Origin of the sequence: Buttiauxella sp. A111, assembly GCF_014189855.1 — a bacterium.
Taxonomy (GTDB): domain Bacteria; phylum Pseudomonadota; class Gammaproteobacteria; order Enterobacterales; family Enterobacteriaceae; genus Buttiauxella; species Buttiauxella selenatireducens.
This window is the reverse complement of record NZ_BJFN01000005.1, coordinates 13,621-30,151: the sequence shown is the minus strand read 5'-3', so window position 1 is coordinate 30,151 and position 16,531 is coordinate 13,621. Positions and strand designations below refer to the sequence as shown.

At 49.7% G+C, this 16,531-nt stretch carries 16 protein-coding genes; 1 reads left to right on the top strand and 15 read right to left on the bottom strand.

What is annotated here, in order from left to right; genetic code table 11:
• Positions 1 to 24: 24 nt before the first annotated feature.
• The 15 genes from glmS to asnC form a co-directional block, all read right to left on the bottom strand.
• Positions 25 to 1,854: a glutamine--fructose-6-phosphate transaminase (isomerizing) gene (gene glmS, locus BSPA111_RS15305; protein WP_183272023.1), complete on the bottom strand. Its 1,830-nt coding sequence runs from the start codon at positions 1,852 to 1,854 to the stop codon at positions 25 to 27.
• Positions 1,855 to 2,222: 368 nt separating this feature from the next.
• A complete protein-coding gene (gene glmU, locus BSPA111_RS15300; protein ID WP_183272022.1) occupies positions 2,223 to 3,593 on the bottom strand; it encodes a bifunctional UDP-N-acetylglucosamine diphosphorylase/glucosamine-1-phosphate N-acetyltransferase GlmU in 1,371 nt (456 codons plus the stop codon).
• 327 nt (positions 3,594 to 3,920) lie between these two features.
• A complete protein-coding gene (locus BSPA111_RS15295; RefSeq protein WP_183272021.1) occupies positions 3,921 to 4,340 on the bottom strand; it encodes a F0F1 ATP synthase subunit epsilon in 420 nt (139 codons plus the stop codon).
• 20 nt (positions 4,341 to 4,360) lie between these two features.
• Positions 4,361 to 5,743: a F0F1 ATP synthase subunit beta gene (gene atpD / locus BSPA111_RS15290; protein ID WP_183272020.1), complete on the bottom strand. Its 1,383-nt coding sequence runs from the start codon at positions 5,741 to 5,743 to the stop codon at positions 4,361 to 4,363.
• 31 nt (positions 5,744 to 5,774) lie between these two features.
• Complete coding sequence (atpG, locus tag BSPA111_RS15285) at positions 5,775 to 6,638, bottom strand: F0F1 ATP synthase subunit gamma (protein ID WP_183272019.1); 864 nt, start codon at positions 6,636 to 6,638, stop codon at positions 5,775 to 5,777.
• Between the two features lie 50 nt (positions 6,639 to 6,688).
• Positions 6,689 to 8,230, bottom strand: coding sequence for a F0F1 ATP synthase subunit alpha (atpA, locus tag BSPA111_RS15280; protein WP_183272018.1), 1,542 nt, complete (start codon positions 8,228 to 8,230; stop codon positions 6,689 to 6,691).
• Positions 8,231 to 8,242: 12 nt separating this feature from the next.
• Positions 8,243 to 8,776, bottom strand: coding sequence for a F0F1 ATP synthase subunit delta (atpH, locus tag BSPA111_RS15275; RefSeq protein ID WP_183272017.1), 534 nt, complete (start codon positions 8,774 to 8,776; stop codon positions 8,243 to 8,245).
• 14 nt (positions 8,777 to 8,790) lie between these two features.
• Positions 8,791 to 9,261 (bottom strand): F0F1 ATP synthase subunit B, encoded by a 471-nt coding sequence (atpF, locus tag BSPA111_RS15270; protein ID WP_183272016.1) that lies wholly within the window; start codon positions 9,259 to 9,261, stop codon positions 8,791 to 8,793.
• 61 nt (positions 9,262 to 9,322) lie between these two features.
• Entirely contained in the window at positions 9,323 to 9,562 is a 240-nt protein-coding gene (gene atpE, locus BSPA111_RS15265) for a F0F1 ATP synthase subunit C (protein WP_000429386.1), read from the bottom strand.
• Between the two features lie 48 nt (positions 9,563 to 9,610).
• A complete protein-coding gene (gene atpB / locus BSPA111_RS15260; protein ID WP_183272015.1) occupies positions 9,611 to 10,429 on the bottom strand; it encodes a F0F1 ATP synthase subunit A in 819 nt (272 codons plus the stop codon).
• A gap of 8 nt (positions 10,430 to 10,437) precedes the next feature.
• Entirely contained in the window at positions 10,438 to 10,818 is a 381-nt protein-coding gene (gene atpI / locus BSPA111_RS15255) for a F0F1 ATP synthase subunit I (RefSeq protein WP_183272014.1), read from the bottom strand.
• 619 nt (positions 10,819 to 11,437) lie between these two features.
• Positions 11,438 to 12,061 carry a 16S rRNA (guanine(527)-N(7))-methyltransferase RsmG gene (rsmG, locus tag BSPA111_RS15250; protein WP_183272013.1) on the bottom strand — a complete coding sequence of 208 codons (624 nt, stop codon included), beginning with the start codon at positions 12,059 to 12,061 and terminating at the stop codon, positions 11,438 to 11,440.
• A 57-nt stretch (positions 12,062 to 12,118) separates the two neighbouring features.
• Positions 12,119 to 14,008: a tRNA uridine-5-carboxymethylaminomethyl(34) synthesis enzyme MnmG gene (gene mnmG / locus BSPA111_RS15245; protein WP_183272012.1), complete on the bottom strand. Its 1,890-nt coding sequence runs from the start codon at positions 14,006 to 14,008 to the stop codon at positions 12,119 to 12,121.
• 373 nt (positions 14,009 to 14,381) lie between these two features.
• A complete protein-coding gene (mioC, locus tag BSPA111_RS15240) occupies positions 14,382 to 14,831 on the bottom strand; it encodes an FMN-binding protein MioC (RefSeq protein ID WP_183272011.1) in 450 nt (149 codons plus the stop codon).
• 90 nt (positions 14,832 to 14,921) lie between these two features.
• On the bottom strand, positions 14,922 to 15,380 hold the full coding sequence (gene asnC, locus BSPA111_RS15235; protein ID WP_034499887.1) for a transcriptional regulator AsnC: 459 nt from the start codon (positions 15,378 to 15,380) through the stop codon (positions 14,922 to 14,924).
• A 156-nt stretch (positions 15,381 to 15,536) separates the two neighbouring features.
• On the opposite strand from asnC, the gene asnA reads away from it, so the two are divergent.
• Positions 15,537 to 16,529, top strand: coding sequence for an aspartate--ammonia ligase (gene asnA / locus BSPA111_RS15230; protein WP_183272010.1), 993 nt, complete (start codon positions 15,537 to 15,539; stop codon positions 16,527 to 16,529).
• The last annotated feature ends 2 nt before the right edge of the window (positions 16,530 to 16,531 follow it).

The window sequence follows — 16,531 nt, the reverse complement described above, 5'->3', positions numbered from 1 at the left end:
GACTTTAAGAGATAACGCAGAAAGTTATTCTACAGTTACCGATTTCGCCAGGTTACGCGGCTGGTCAACGTCGGTGCCTTTAATCAGCGCGACGTGGTAAGACAGCAACTGCAACGGCACGGTATAGAAGATAGGCGCGATGACTTCTTCTACATGCGGCATCTCAATGATGTGCATGTTATCGCTGCTGGTAAACCCGGCATCCTGATCGGCAAAGACATACAACACGCCGCCACGAGCACGAACTTCTTCGATATTCGATTTCAGTTTTTCCAGCAATTCGTTATTCGGTGCGACCACAATAACCGGCATGTCCGCATCAATCAGCGCAAGTGGGCCATGTTTCAGTTCGCCCGCAGCATATGCTTCAGCGTGGATGTAGGAGATCTCTTTAAGTTTCAGTGCACCTTCCATAGCGATCGGATACTGATCGCCACGACCTAAGAACAGTGCGTGATGCTTATCGGAGAAATCTTCAGCCAGCGCTTCAATGCGTTTGTCCTGAGACAGCATTTGCTCGATACGACTTGGCAGCGCCTGCAAACCATGAACAATATCGTGCTCAATCTGCGCATCGGAACCCTTCAGACGGCTCAGTTTCGCCACCAGCATCAGCAGAACGGTAAGCTGAGTAGTAAATGCCTTGGTCGACGCCACGCCGATTTCAGTACCCGCGTTGGTCATCAGCGCCAAATCGGATTCACGCACCAGAGAAGACCCCGGAACGTTACAGATAGCCAGTGAGCCCAGGTAGCCCAACTCTTTGGACAAACGCAGTGCTGCGAGGGTATCTGCCGTTTCGCCAGACTGAGAAAGGGTGATCATCAGGCTGTTGCGGCGAACCGCGGATTTACGGTAGCGGAATTCAGAAGCGATTTCGACGTCGCAAGGTACACCCGCCAGAGATTCAAACCAGTAGCGTGAAACCATTCCTGAGTTGTATGAAGTCCCACATGCCACAATTTGAATGTGCTCAACCTGAGACAGCATTTCGTTAGCTTTCGGGCCGAGCTCAGAGAGATCAACAGCACCGTGGCTGATACGGCCAGTCAGCGTATTTTTAATCGCATTCGGCTGTTCGTAGATTTCTTTCTGCATATAGTGGCGATAAATACCTTTGTCGCCAGCGTCATACTGCAGGTTAGATTCGATGTCCGGGCGTTTAACCTGCTCACCTTTGGTATCAAATACCGTAACTGAACGACGAGTCACTTCCGCAATATCGCCTTCCTCAAGGAAGATGAAGCGACGTGTCACTGGCAGTAATGCCAGTTGGTCGGATGCGATAAAGTTTTCACCCATACCCAGACCGATAACCATCGGGCTACCTGAACGCGCCGCTAACAGTACGTCTGGATTACGGGTATCCATGATAACCGTGCCATAAGCACCACGCAGTTGAGGAATAGTACGCAGCACCGCTTCACGCAGAGTACCGCCTTGCTCCAGTTCCCAGTGAACTAAGTGCGCGATAACTTCGGTATCGGTCTGTGAAACGAAGGTGTAACCGCGACCCTGCAGAGTTTCACGCAGTGGTTCATAGTTTTCGATAATACCGTTGTGAACCACAACAATATGCTCGGAAACATGCGGGTGCGCGTTGGTTTCTGATGGTTCGCCGTGAGTCGCCCAACGAGTATGAGCAATACCCGTTCCGCCATGCAGCGCGGTTTCAGCAGCCGCTTCTGCCAGTTTATTGACCTTGCCCAGGCGACGCAGACGAGTCATATGACCCTTTTCGTCAACCACAGCCAGGCCCGCAGAGTCATAACCACGGTATTCCAGACGACGTAATCCTTCGAGAAGGATTTCAGCGATATCACGTTGCGCGACCGCGCCAACAATTCCACACATAAGATTAGATTCCTGATAATGGCGTTCTACGCCATGTGTTGTCGCTGACCTGTATTACCCTGCATAATTCAAACCGCATCTTTGTTGGCTACGTTCACTTGCCGCCTCGATGTGGCTCGAATTATTTTGGGTAGAATCCCGGTTATCCGGGGCCCCGAGCCTTGTAGAGAGTGGGGTTATAGTTTTTTGGTACTGCTATGGGCGGGGGAATATATTTTCCCCTCGCCAAAATTTTGTTGGGTTTTCTCCTTCTCCTGGGGGAGAAGGCCGGGATGAGGGTACAACCCAACGAACAACAACCCTCACCCTCTCCCTGAGGGAGAGGGGACCAGATCGAGTGACTCTCTCCCTCAGGGAGGATCTGGCGATTACTTTTTCTTCACCGGACGCTTCCAGTCCTGAATATGAGTCTGCTTCACACGACTAATAACCAGTTCATTTTCGCCAACGTTACGGGTGACAGTCGTACCCGCGCCAATCGTTGCACCACGAGCCACGGTCACTGGAGCAACCAGTTGACTGTCGGAACCAACAAAAACGTCATCGCCGATGATAGTTTTAAATTTGTTTGCACCGTCGTAGTTGCAGGTAATGGTCCCGGCACCGATATTCACGTTATCGCCAATTTCGGCATCGCCTAAATAGCTTAAGTGACCGGCTTTAGAACCTTTACCCAGACGGGCTTTTTTCATTTCCACGAAGTTGCCAACGTGTGCGCCTTCAGCCAGTTCTGCGCCTGGGCGCAAACGGGCGAATGGACCGATGGTGCACGCAGCTGCCAGATTTGCATCTTCCACCACGGTGTACGGGCTGATTTCGCAGTCCTCGCCAATCACGCTGTTTTTAATCACGCAACCGGTGCCAATTTTGACACGATTGCCTAACGTCACTTTCCCTTCAACAATGACATTAGTATCAATTTCAACATCACGCCCGTGTGTCAGCTCACCGCGTAGATCAAAACGAGATGGATCGCGCAACATAACACCTGCCAGAAGCAGTTTATCTGCCTGCTCACTTTGGTATACGCGTTCCAGACGGGACAGTTGCAGACGGTTGTTCACGCCTTCAACTTCGCTTAAACGGTCAGGGTGAACAGCAGTGATTTCACGGCCTTCCTGATGCGCCAGCGCGATAATGTCAGTGATGTAGAACTCACCCTGAGAATTGTTGTTATCGAGCTTCGCCAACCAACGTTTCAGGTCTGCGCCATTCGCCACCAGAATACCGGTATTAATTTCGTCGATTTTGCGTTGTTCTTCGGTGGCATCTTTATGCTCGACGATGCCGACCACTTTGCCATTTTCGCGAGCAATGCGACCGTAACCGGTAGGATCGTCAAGTTTTACCGTTAGCAGACCAATGCCGCCCTGCGGTTTGGCGTCACGCAGACGCTGCAAGGATTCAACAGAAATGAGAGGCACGTCGCCGTAGAGCATCAGGATGTCTTCATCATCAGCAAAGAAAGGTGCCGCTTGCTGCATCGCGTGGCCAGTGCCTAATTGCTCGGCCTGTAATACCCAGTTAAGCGAACCATCGCTGAGCGTGTTTTTCAGCAAATCACCCCCGTGGCCGTAAACCAGATGCACTCGCTGCGCGCCTAAATTATTCGCCGCATCAATAACATGCTGAACCATCGGTTTCCCGGCAAGGGTATGTAATACCTTCGGGAGGTCTGAATACATGCGGGTCCCTTTGCCTGCGGCTAGGATAACCACGCTCATCGCATTGTTTGACATACGCGTCCTGACTTTAATTTGAGAGTGAAGTAAAACGATTTCTCGTTGAAATTTCTACATATTTTGCAACACAAAACGGGATGCCTAAAAAACGGACATCGACTGCACTTTTGAGTTACTCATAGGCTCAATTGTAGGTGTATAAGGGCTGAAAAAGTACATATGAAATGATAAAAGCTATATATCTCTGGGGATTAACACTTCTTTTCACGAGGAAACAAAGCGGTCATGACCATGACGGGTATAAAACAAAGAAGTAAAAACATTGAGACAAAAAAAATGCCAGTCAGGGAACCCTGGCTGGCATTTGTCTTTTCAAGCAGGTAGTTACATCGCTTTTCTGGTCAACTCGATAACGCGAAGTTTCGCGATCGCTTTAGCCAGTTCAGCAGAAGCCTGAGCGTAGTCCACATCACCGTGGGAACTGTGCATACGCTCTTCCGCTTTACGTTTCGCTTCCAGAGCTCGAGCTTCGTCGAGGTCCTGGCCACGAATCGCGGTATCGGCCAGCACAGTTACTGTGCCAGGCTGCACTTCCAACACACCACCGGACAAGTAGATGTACTCTTCATGTCCATGCTGCTTCACGATGCGGATCATACCAGGCTTAATGGCGGTGAGCAGTGGGGCGTGACCAGGATAAATACCCAGTTCACCTTCACTACCCGTTACCTGGATCTTTTCGACCAGACCGGAAAACATTTGTTGTTCCGCGCTGACGACGTCCAGGTGGTAAGTCATTGCCATATCACCCTCCGATTAAGGCGTTAAAGTTTTTTAGCTTTCTCAACAGCTTCGTCGATAGTGCCAACCATGTAGAACGCCTGCTCTGGCAGATGGTCATATTCGCCGTCCATGATGCCTTTAAAGCCACGGATAGTATCTTTCAGCGATACGAACTTGCCCGGAGAACCGGTAAAGACTTCTGCTACGAAGAATGGCTGAGACAGGAAGCGCTGGATCTTACGCGCACGTGCTACAACCAATTTATCTTCTTCAGAAAGTTCATCCATACCAAGAATGGCGATGATGTCTTTCAGTTCCTGGTAACGTTGCAGGATAGACTGCACGCCACGCGCGGTGTCGTAGTGTTCCTGACCAACAACCAGTGGATCTAACTGACGGCTGGTGGAATCCAGTGGATCTACCGCAGGGTAGATACCCAGAGATGCGATCTGACGGCTCAGTACCACTGTTGCATCCAAGTGAGCAAAGGTGGTTGCTGGTGATGGGTCAGTCAAGTCATCCGCAGGTACGTATACCGCTTGAACAGAAGTGATAGAGCCAGTTTTGGTGGAGGTAATACGCTCCTGCAAAACACCCATCTCTTCTGCCAGAGTTGGCTGGTAACCTACCGCAGATGGCATACGACCCAGCAGTGCAGATACTTCTGTACCGGCCAGGGTATAACGGTAAATGTTATCAACGAACAGCAGAACGTCACGACCTTCGTCACGGAACTTCTCAGCCATGGTCAGGCCGGTCAGTGCAACGCGCAGACGGTTGCCTGGTGGCTCGTTCATCTGGCCATAAACCAGTGATACTTTGTCCAGAACGTTGGATTCGGTCATTTCGTGGTAGAAGTCGTTACCCTCACGAGTACGCTCACCCACGCCTGCAAACACAGAGTAACCGGAGTGCTCAATCGCAATGTTACGAATCAGCTCCATCATGTTTACAGTTTTACCCACACCCGCACCACCGAACAGACCAACTTTACCGCCCTTAGCAAACGGACAAATCAGGTCCATTACTTTGATGCCGGTTTCCAGCAAGTCTTGAGAGCTAGACAGCTCTTCGTAGCTTGGTGCTGGACGGTGAATTGCCCAACGCTCTTCTTCGCCGATATCGCCTTTCATGTCGATAGGGTCGCCCAGAACGTTCATGATACGGCCCAGGGTAGCTTTACCTACCGGCACTTCAATTGGGTGATCGAGGTTAGCAACTTCCAGACCGCGACGCAGGCCGTCAGAAGTACCCATGGCGATAGTACGAACTACGCCACCACCCAGCTGTTGCTGAACTTCCAGCACCAGACGGTCTTTACCATTTGTAACCTCGAGGGCGTCGTACACTTTTGGTACGGCATCCTGAGGGAATTCGACGTCCACTACGGCGCCGATTACCTGGATAATCTTTCCAGTAGCCATCTTGAATCCTCTACGTAATTCGTAAACCTGGTTATACCGCGGACGCGCCACCGACGATTTCGGTGAGTTCCTGAGTAATGCTGGCCTGACGAGCTTTGTTGTATACCAACTGCAGCTCTTTAATCAGGTCGCCGCCGTTGTCGGTAGCGGCTTTCATCGCAACCATTCGCGCGGCCTGTTCGCTGGCCAGGTTTTCTACGACGCCCTGATAAACCTGAGATTCCACATAACGGCGCAACAAGGTATCCAGCAGCGCTTTAGGATCAGGTTCATACAGATAATCCCAGGATTTCTTTTTCAATTCGCCGTCTTCTGCTGGCGGTAACGGCAGCAGTTGGGTGATAGTAGGAACCTGAGACATTGTGTTAATAAATTTGTTGCTGACAACATACAGCTTGTCCAGACGGCCTTCATCGTAGGCCTGCAACATCACTTTCACCGGGCCAATCAACTCGGACAGGGAAGGGTTATCACCCATACCCGTCACCTGAGCAACAATATTGCCGCCTACAGAGTTGAAGAAAGAGACGCCTTTGGAGCCGATCATTGCGATTTCGCTTTGAACGCCTTTATCAGACCATCCTTTCATGTCAGCCAGCAGCTTTTTGAACATGTTAGTGTTCAAGCCACCACACAGACCACGGTCAGTGGACACCACCAGGTAGCCCACGCGTTTGACTTCGCGTTCATCCAGGTAAGGGTGTTTGTATTCAAGATTTCCCAGAGCAAGGTGACCAATCACTTTACGCATAGTTGTTGCGTAAGGACGGCTGGCTGCCATGCGTTCCTGCGATTTACGCATTTTGGACGCGGCGACCATTTCCATTGCTTTGGTGATCTTCTGCGTGTTCTGGACGCTTGCGATCTTACTACGTATCTCTTTTGCGCCGGCCATGAGCTTCTCCTCAATGCCTTGCGGCTTGCCCTAAGACAAGCCGCCAGACTTTACCAGGACTGAGTTGCTTTGAAGGAATCGAGGATGCCTTTCAGCTTGCCTTCGATTTCGTCGTTATAGCCACCAGATTGGTTGATTTCTTGCATCAGTGGAGCATGGTCACGGTCAACGTAAGCCAACAGAGCGGCTTCGAAACTACCGATTTTAGCCAGTTCCACATCTTCGAGGTAACCACGTTCAGCAGCGAACAGAACCAGAGACTGCTGCGCAACAGACATCGGCGCATATTGTTTCTGTTTCAGAAGCTCGGTCACTTTTTGACCGTGGCTCAACTGCTTACGGGTCGCGTCGTCAAGGTCAGATGCAAACTGAGAGAACGCAGCCAGTTCACGATACTGTGCCAGCGCGGTACGAATACCACCGGACAGTTTTTTCATGATCTTGGTCTGAGCAGCACCACCAACACGAGATACGGAGATACCCGGGTTTACCGCAGGACGAATACCGGAGTTAAACAGGTTAGATTCCAGGAAGATCTGACCATCTGTAATAGAAATTACGTTGGTCGGAACGAACGCAGAAACGTCACCCGCTTGAGTTTCGATAATCGGCAGAGCAGTCAGGGAACCGGTTTTACCTTTCACTTCACCTTTGGTGAATGCTTCAACGTAGTCGGCGTTTACACGCGCAGCACGTTCCAGCAGACGGGAGTGGAGATAAAATACGTCGCCTGGGAATGCTTCACGACCTGGTGGACGACGAAGCAGCAGGGAGATCTGGCGGTATGCAACAGCCTGTTTAGACAGGTCATCGTATACGATCAGCGCATCTTCACCGCGGTCACGGAAGTATTCACCCATTGCGCAACCAGCATACGGAGCCAGATATTGCAGTGCAGCGGATTCAGAAGCAGTAGCAACAACCACGATGGTGTTAGCCAATGCGCCGTGTTCTTCCAGTTTACGAACCACGTTAGAAATAGTGGATGCTTTCTGGCCGATTGCAACGTAGATACATTTGATGCCGGAATCACGTTGGTTGATGATGGCATCGATCGCCAGCGCGGTTTTACCGGTCTGACGGTCACCGATGACCAGCTCACGCTGACCACGGCCGATTGGAATCATGGCATCAACCGACTTATAACCGGTCTGAACCGGCTGGTCTACGGATTGACGTTCGATTACGCCCGGAGCAATCGCTTCAACAGCAGCAAAGCCGTCGTGGTCCAAAGGACCTTTACCGTCGATTGGTGCACCCAGGGTGTTCACCACGCGGCCCAGCAGGCCACGGCCAACTGGTACTTCAAGAATACGGCCAGTACACTTAACTTTCATGCCTTCGGCAAGGTCAGCGTACGGACCCATTACTACTGCACCAACAGAGTCGCGCTCGAGGTTCAGTGCAATGGCGTAACGGTTTCCCGGCAGGGAAATCATCTCACCCTGCATGACATCGGCCAGGCCGTGTACGCGGATGATACCGTCACTTACAGAAACAATTGTACCTTCGTTGTGAGCTTCGCTCACAACACTGAACTGAGCAATGCGCTGCTTGATCAGTTCGCTGATTTCGGTGGAATTCAGTTGCATGCTCCAGTCCCCTTAAGACTGCAAGACGTCTGTCAGGCGATCAAGACGGCCGCGTACGCTACCATCAATGACCATATCACCCGCACGGATGATGACACCTGCCATTACAGACTTATCAATTTTGCAATTCAGCTTAACTTTGCGTGACAGACGTTTTTCCATCGCGGCGCTGATTTTCGAAAGCTGGGCTTCGTTTAACGCGCTAGCAGAAGTCACTTCGACTTCAACTGTAGCCTCTTGGGCTGCACGCAGTTGAACGAATTGCTCAAGAACATCAGGGAGAACCTTCAAACGACCGTTTTCAGCCATTACCTTAATCAGGTTCTGGCCATTGGCGTCTAACTGGTCACCACAAATAGAGATAAACGACTGAGAGAGCGTTTCCGGAGCAAAAGCGCCGGAGAGTAGCTCTGCCATTTGTTCGTTTTTAGACACCTCGGCGGCGAAACTTAGCATAGACTGCCAGTTATCAACGCTCTGGTGTTCGACGGCAAAGTCAAAAGCTGCTTTGGCGTAGGGGCGAGCTACAGTTACAAATTCAGACATCAGCCCCTCCCTCCTTACAGTTCAGCGACCAGTTTATCAACGATGTCGCTGTTAGCAGCTTCATCCACGGAACGTTCGATTATCTTCTCGGCACCGGCAATTGCCAGCAGAGCCACTTGCTTACGCAGTTCTTCACGAGCGCGTTTACGCTCTGCGTCGATTTCTGCCTGAGCCTGTGCAACGATTTTGTCACGTTCCTGCTCTGCCTCGGTTTTAGCTTCTTCAAGGATCTGTGAGCGGCGTTTGTTCGCTTGCTCGATAATCACCTGAGCTTCCGCTTTGGCTTTTTTCAGCTGGTCGGTCGCGTTGGCCTGTGCAAGGTCAAGGTCCTTTTTGGCACGTTCTGCAGAAGAGAGACCGTCAGCAATTTCTTGTTGACGCTTCTCGATGGCTGCCATTAATGGCGGCCATACATACTTCATACAGAACAGAACAAACAGGACAAACGCGATGGCCTGGCCGAGGATTGTTGCGTTAAGATTCACAGCACAATGCCTCTTTGTTAGTTAACGTTCTGATATTGCTTGGTATATTAAGCAATGCTTACTACGCGACGGCGAACATCACGTACAGACCCAGACCAACAGCGATCATCGGGATAGCATCCACCAGACCCATAACGATAAAGAACTGAGTACGCAGCAAAGGAATCAGATCAGGTTGACGCGCTGCGCCTTCCAGGAATTTTCCCCCCAGGATGCCGATACCGATCGCAGCACCGATTGCCGCCAGACCCATCATCACAGCGGCAGCCATGTACAGCAGATCCATATTCAGGTTTTCCATGACAGTCTCCAGTTTGTTTCAGTTAAAACGCAGTAGTGGTAAGTAAAATCAATGCTCTTCAGATGCCATCGACAGATAGACAATCGTCAGAACCATGAAAATGAAGGCTTGCAGCGTAATGATCAGGATGTGGAAAATGGCCCAAGGCACACTCAGAATCCACTGTGACCACCACGGCAACAGACCAGCAATCAGAATGAAAATCAATTCACCGGCATACATGTTGCCGAACAGTCGCAGACCAAGTGAGATCGGCTTGGACAGCAGGCTTACACCTTCAAGGATTAAGTTGAACGGTATAAATGCCCAGTGATTGAACGGCTGCAGCGTCAGCTCTTTCGTGAAGCCGCCAATGCCTTTCATTTTGATGCTGTAGAAAAGAATCAGGATAAACACGCCAAGCGCCATGGACAGGGTGATGTTCACGTCCGCAGACGGCACCACACGAAGGGCTGGCAGGCCAAAGATGTGCTCGCCAATATATGGCAAGAAGTCAATTGGCAGCAGGTCCATCAGGTTCATCAGGAATACCCAGATAAACACGGTCAGGGCAAGTGGTGCAATAACCTTGCTTTTGCCATGGTACATGTCTTTGACACTGCCATTGACAAAGCCGATGACCAACTCAACTGCTGTCTGAAGTTTCCCTGGCACGCCACTGGTCGCATGTTTTGCAACCTTGCGGAAGATAACCAGGAACAAGAGACCCAGGGCCACTGAGAAAAACATGGAGTCAATATTGAGCGTCCAGAAGGTGGCTGGGGGGTTATGCGGATCCACCAGCGAGAAAGTACGCAGGTCCAACTGAAGGTTATTCAGATGGTGGCCTATATACTCCTGCGGTGTAGAGATTTCTCCTGCAGACATGATGCCTCTTACCCTTTGTTGTTAATTACAGCTGGTGCGAGTATCTGCACAACCAGCACCGAAACCCACGTCACAATAAGCGGCAACAATACCGCCTTAAAACCAGCTAACGCCACCACCAGTATGGTAAAGCTCGCAATCACCTTTAACACTTCGCCGATAGCAAAGGTCCAGGCCAAACGGCCTTTAGACGGTGTATGCACCTGGTGACGCCAGGCGAAATTCATAAATACTGCATTTGGCAACCAGGCTGCCAGGCCTCCGCCGAAAGCAGAAGCACCCCACGCGGGGTCTTTGAGGCAAAACAGCAATCCAATTGCTATCACTGCTAGAAGCTGAAGGAACAGAAGCTTACGAGCAATGTTTCTACTCAATAGCGACATAGACATGGCGTATCCTAACTCCTGCTCCCTTCGGGGTATGTCGCGTGTCGTATAAAACTTCCTTTACGACTCCGAGTCAAGCCTCAAAAAGCGAGCAAATTATACGGTGCGGCCCCGTGATTTCAAACAATAAGTAGCAAAAAGGTGAACAAAAGTTTAAATATTTTCCGGTACCGTTATTTTTCAACTTTTACTGAATGCTGGTTATTTTCCTGAAAACTGCAAATAACCGAAATACCCGCCGAATAAAGCGTGCACCAGATCACAATTCAAACATCTCATAGGCGTTGTACATTTGTCTGCCTCTTAAAGTGCGAAACACAGATGTCTGATAAATAAGCTGATTACTGTCTACTCTATTTAAAACACATTGAAACACTGCAAAAACATTTCATTGACATTTTTATTAAACTTTTAACATCGAGCCAGGTAAAAAATTCACACATTAATTAGCAAGGTTATATTTTCAATGTTGACCATTTTAAATATCAATATTACCTGGCGAGTTAAAAACCCGGTGCACACAAGTTGCAATATCGTTAAATGTAACCAGGAATGTCAGCCATTTTCCTTTGTATTTTTAACTTTCGCGAAACAATCCTTTTTCGCTTTTTTTTGATAAATATTAAGTTTTGTTTGCCTTAATCATCACCAAATGTCGTTCGCCATCAAGCTCCGGGACCTGCAAACGAACCACTTCTTCGACGCTAAAGTTTTCAGGCAAGGTTGCAATTTCATCATCAGGGCGTAACCCCTTGAGGGCATAGAAGCGGCCATTCTCAGCGGGAAGATGCTTGCACCAGGTCACCATATCCGTCATAGACGCAAAAGCACGGCTGATTACGCCGTCAAATGGGGGTTCAGCAGGGAACTCTTCCACACGACTTTGCACTGGCGTGATGTTTTCAAGATGCAGCTCATGCTGAACCTGGCGCAGGAAGCGTACACGCTTACCCAGGCTATCCAGCAGCGTAAAATGCGAGTCAGGACGCACAATTGCCAGTGGTATCCCCGGCAGTCCCGGTCCCGTTCCGACATCGATAAAACGCGAACCCTGTAAATACGGTTCCACAACAATGCTATCGAGAATATGGCGTACCAGCATGTCATCTGGATGACGTACTGAGGTCAGGTTATAGGCTTTGTTCCACTTGTGGAGCAGTTCAACATAACCTATCAGTTGTTGTTTCTGGTTTTCTGGCAACGTAATGCCTGCACTATCCAGCAGGCGATTCAGTTTGTTAAGCACGGCGGTGTATACCCATCAAAAAAAGGGCCAGGATATCCCGGCCCTGAAATATGTTCATCAGGCGCTACGGCGTAGCAGACCTTGTTTCTTTAACCAGACAAGCAAGATCGAAATCGCTGCCGGAGTGACGCCTGAAATGCGTGATGCCTGTCCAATTGAGACTGGTTTATGATCGTTCAGCTTCGCGATCACTTCGTTGGAAAGACCACTCACCTGGCGATAATCAAGCGTTGCAGGCAACAACGTATTTTCGTTACGTTGTTGTTTTTCAATCTCTTCTTGTTGGCGAGCGATGTAGCCTTCGTATTTGACCTGAATTTCTACCTGCTCAGCAGATTGCGGATCTTCAAGGCCTGGCGCGAAAACAGATAATTGCATCATCTCAGCATAGGTCATTTCTGGCCTACGCAGCAGATCTTCGCCATTTGCTTCACGAGACAGTGGTGCGCTCAGTTTGGCGTTCACTTCTTCAACACTTTCAGAATGCGGGTGCAGCCAGATGTCTTTCAGACGTTGACGCTCAAGCTCAATGCTTTCCAGTTTTTCGTTGAAGCGTGCCCAGCGTTCGTCATCCACGAGTCCCATTTCGCGGCCAACAGCGGTTAAACGCAGATCGGCATTATCTTCGCGCAGCATCAAACGATATTCGGCGCGCGAGGTAAACATGCGGTACGGTTCTTTGGTACCGAGAGTGCAAAGATCGTCGACCAATACGCCCAGATAAGCTTGAGATCGAGTCGGCGCCCAACCGTCTTTCTCGGCTGAGAAGCGTGCAGCATTGAGGCCTGCTAACAAACCTTGCGCAGCAGCTTCTTCGTAACCGGTAGTCCCGTTAATTTGACCAGCAAAGAACAGACCCTGGATATATTTGCTTTCCAGCGTCGGCTTGAGATCACGAGGATCGAAGAAGTCGTATTCTATGGCGTAGCCTGGACGCACGATCTTCGCGTTTTCCATGCCTTCCATCGAACGGACGATCTGCATCTGTACGTCAAACGGCAGGCTGGTGGAGATGCCGTTTGGATAAATTTCGTTGCTGGTCAGCCCTTCAGGCTCAAGGAAGATCTGGTGCTGATTACGGTCAGCAAAACGCATCACTTTGTCTTCGATGGACGGGCAGTAACGCGGTCCAATCCCTTCGATAACACCTGCATACATCGGGCTGCGATCGAGGTTATTACGAATAACGTCATGCGTTTTTTCGTTGGTGTGCGTGATGTAGCACGGTACTTGCGCAGGGTGTTGATTGACGTTCCCCATGAACGAGAATACCGGCATTGGGGTATCGCCATGCTGCTGGGCAAGCACACTGAAATCTATGGTGCGAGCGTCGATGCGCGGTGGTGTGCCCGTTTTCAGGCGGCTGACACGAAGTGGCAGTTCACGCAGACGACGTGAAAGCGAAATGGATGGCGGATCGCCTGCACGGCCACCGCTGTAGTTATCCAGTCCGATATGAATTTTGCCATCCAGGAACGTCCCGACGGTCAGAACTACGGATTTTGCGCGGAACTTAAGACCCATTTGCGTTACAGCACCAACGACGCGATCGTTCTCGACAATCAGATCTTCAACCGCCTGCTGGAAGATCATCAGGTTCGGCTGGTTTTCCAGTGCAGTACGAACTGCCTGGCGATACAGCACACGGTCAGCTTGAGCACGAGTAGCCCGTACCGCAGGCCCTTTGCTGGCGTTTAGTATCCTAAACTGGATGCCTGCATGATCGATAGCCTTCGCCATCAAACCGCCCAGAGCGTCCACTTCTTTAACCAGATGTCCCTTGCCAATACCGCCGATCGCAGGGTTACAAGACATTTGTCCCAGCGTGTCGATATTGTGTGTCAGAAGAAGGGTTTGTTGACCCATCCGTGCAGCGGCCATTGCAGCCTCGGTGCCTGCATGACCCCCGCCAATGATGATGACGTCAAAAGGATCTGGATAAAACATGGTACTGCCTCACGGTTTTGCGAATGGGGAATGACTGTTTCCCGGGGTTGGCGATTCTAACTTAACTTTAGCCTTTCGAGAAAGTCCTGGGATCTTGAGTAATTAAAAGAAGATCTTTTTTATTTAAAGATCTCTTTATTATGATCTCTTATTAGGATCGGCATGTTCTGTGGATAACCGTTTTTATGGTAAAGAGATCAATTGATTAAGAAGGATCGTTAGCTGTGAACTTCCGGTGATCCCACAACGTATAAGCTGGGATCAAAAGCGGTACTTATGCACAACTCAAAAAGTGAACAGGAGTTGTTATTGGGATAACTACTGCTTAACCCAAGGTTTTAAGCATACTTATACACAGATAAAAGTGAGATCTTTACAAATCCTGGAGTAAATTCTTCCATGATCCGACCCAAACTTCGGCTGGATCTTCAGGAATGTCGTGATCAAGGATGTTCACTTTCAATAAAGAGCCCACTCTTTTAGCGCCACATTCCGTCAGAAGGGTGTCTAATTTTTCAATCGCACCACAAAATGTGTCGTATTCACGACTACCAATCCCGACAGCACCATAATGAAGCGCACTCAGATCCGGACGTTCTTCATTTATTGCATCAAAGAGCGGCTGAAGATTATCAGGAAGATCCCCGGCACCATGAGTTGAGGAGACAATCAGCCAAATCCCGCTGACAGAAAGATCTTCAAACAGAGGCCCATGCAGCGTCTGGGTCGTAAAACCCGCTTCATCGAGCTTTTCAGCCAGATGTTCAGCCACATATTCGGCACTGCCCAGGGTACTGCCGCTAATCAGCGTAACTTCTGTCATTGCGATCCCACCTTTTCGAAACGATGGGCATTGTACGCTGTGTAACGCCTGCGATCTACCTGTGGATAATATGGGTATTAAAAATAGCTGTCAGGGCTTGATGGTACGCATGATCGGGTTCTGAAGGGAGATCAGCGTTTCGGTGGACTGAATTTCATCAATTGTTTGGATCTTGTTGATAAGTACCTGTTGAAGGGCGTCTATCGATCGACACATCACCTTAATAAAGATGCTGTAGTGGCCAGTGGTGTAATACGCCTCGGTGACTTCTTCCAGGCTTTCGAGTTTGGCCAGTGCTGAAGGGTAATCTTTTGCACTTTTTAAAATGATGCCGATAAAGCAGCAAACGTCGTAGCCCAATTGTTTAGGGCTGATGTCAATCCGTGCACCGGTAATGATCCCTGCCTGCTTCATTTTCTCTACGCGCACATGAATAGTGCCAGGGCTAACACCGAATTGTTTTGCCAGTTCGGCATATGCGGTACGGGCATTTGCCATTAATGCGTCAAGAATGCCGCGATCGAGATTGTCGATCTGATAATTATCCATCACTTTTTCCTATGATTAGTAACGATAGTTCATCTTTTATAGCCTTAAATTAGTCGATTAAAAACATGTAAGGCTTTTTTATTGTTGATTATTGAATGTTATGCCCGGTTTGTTGCTTAATCATCGTCAGTAAAACAACACAATAAAGAGAAAGCCATGAAAACTGCCTACATCGCTAAACAACGCCAGATTAGTTTTGTGAAATCCCATTTCTCCCGTCAACTTGAAGAAAAGCTGGGCCTGATGGAAGTCCAGGCTCCGATTCTTAGCCGCGTGGGTGATGGTACTCAGGACAATCTGTCTGGCTGCGAAAAAGCGGTGCAGGTTAAGGTGAAAACCTTGCCTGACGCGCAGTTTGAAGTGGTGCATTCGCTGGCCAAATGGAAAAGAAAAACACTCGGCCAGCACGACTTCAGCGCGGGCGAAGGGCTTTACACGCACATGAAAGCCCTTCGTCCCGATGAAGACCGTTTGACTCCAATTCACTCTGTGTATGTCGATCAGTGGGATTGGGAACGCGTAATGGGCGAAGGAGAACGTCATCTCGGTACGCTAAAGCAAACTGTAGAAAGCATCTGGGCTGCAATGAAAGCTACGGAAGCCGCGGTGAGCGAACAGTACGGTTTGACCGCTTTCCTGCCTGAGCAAATCCATTTTGTTCATAGTGAAGAGTTGCAGCAGCGTTTCCCGGACCTGGATGCGAAAGGCCGTGAGCGTGCAATTGCTAAAGAACTGGGCGCTGTTTTCCTGATTGGAATTGGCGGTAAGTTGGCTGACGGGAAACGTCATGATGTTCGTGCGCCGGATTACGATGACTGGTCAACGGCAAGTCAGGGTGACTTCAAAGGTTTGAACGGCGACATTATGGTTTGGAACCCTATTCTGGAAGATGCATTTGAGCTTTCTTCAATGGGGATCCGTGTTGACGCTGAGACGCTAAAACGCCAGTTGGCCGTGACCGGTGATGACGATCGTCTGCAACTTGAATGGCATCAGTCACTGCTAAAAGGCGAAATGCCGCAAACCATTGGCGGCGGTATCGGTCAGTCTCGTTTGGTTATGCTGATGCTGCAACAGCCGCACATTGGTCAGGTTCAGTGCGGCGTGTGGCCGGCTGAGCTTCACGCTAAAGTTGACTCATTGCTGTAAAT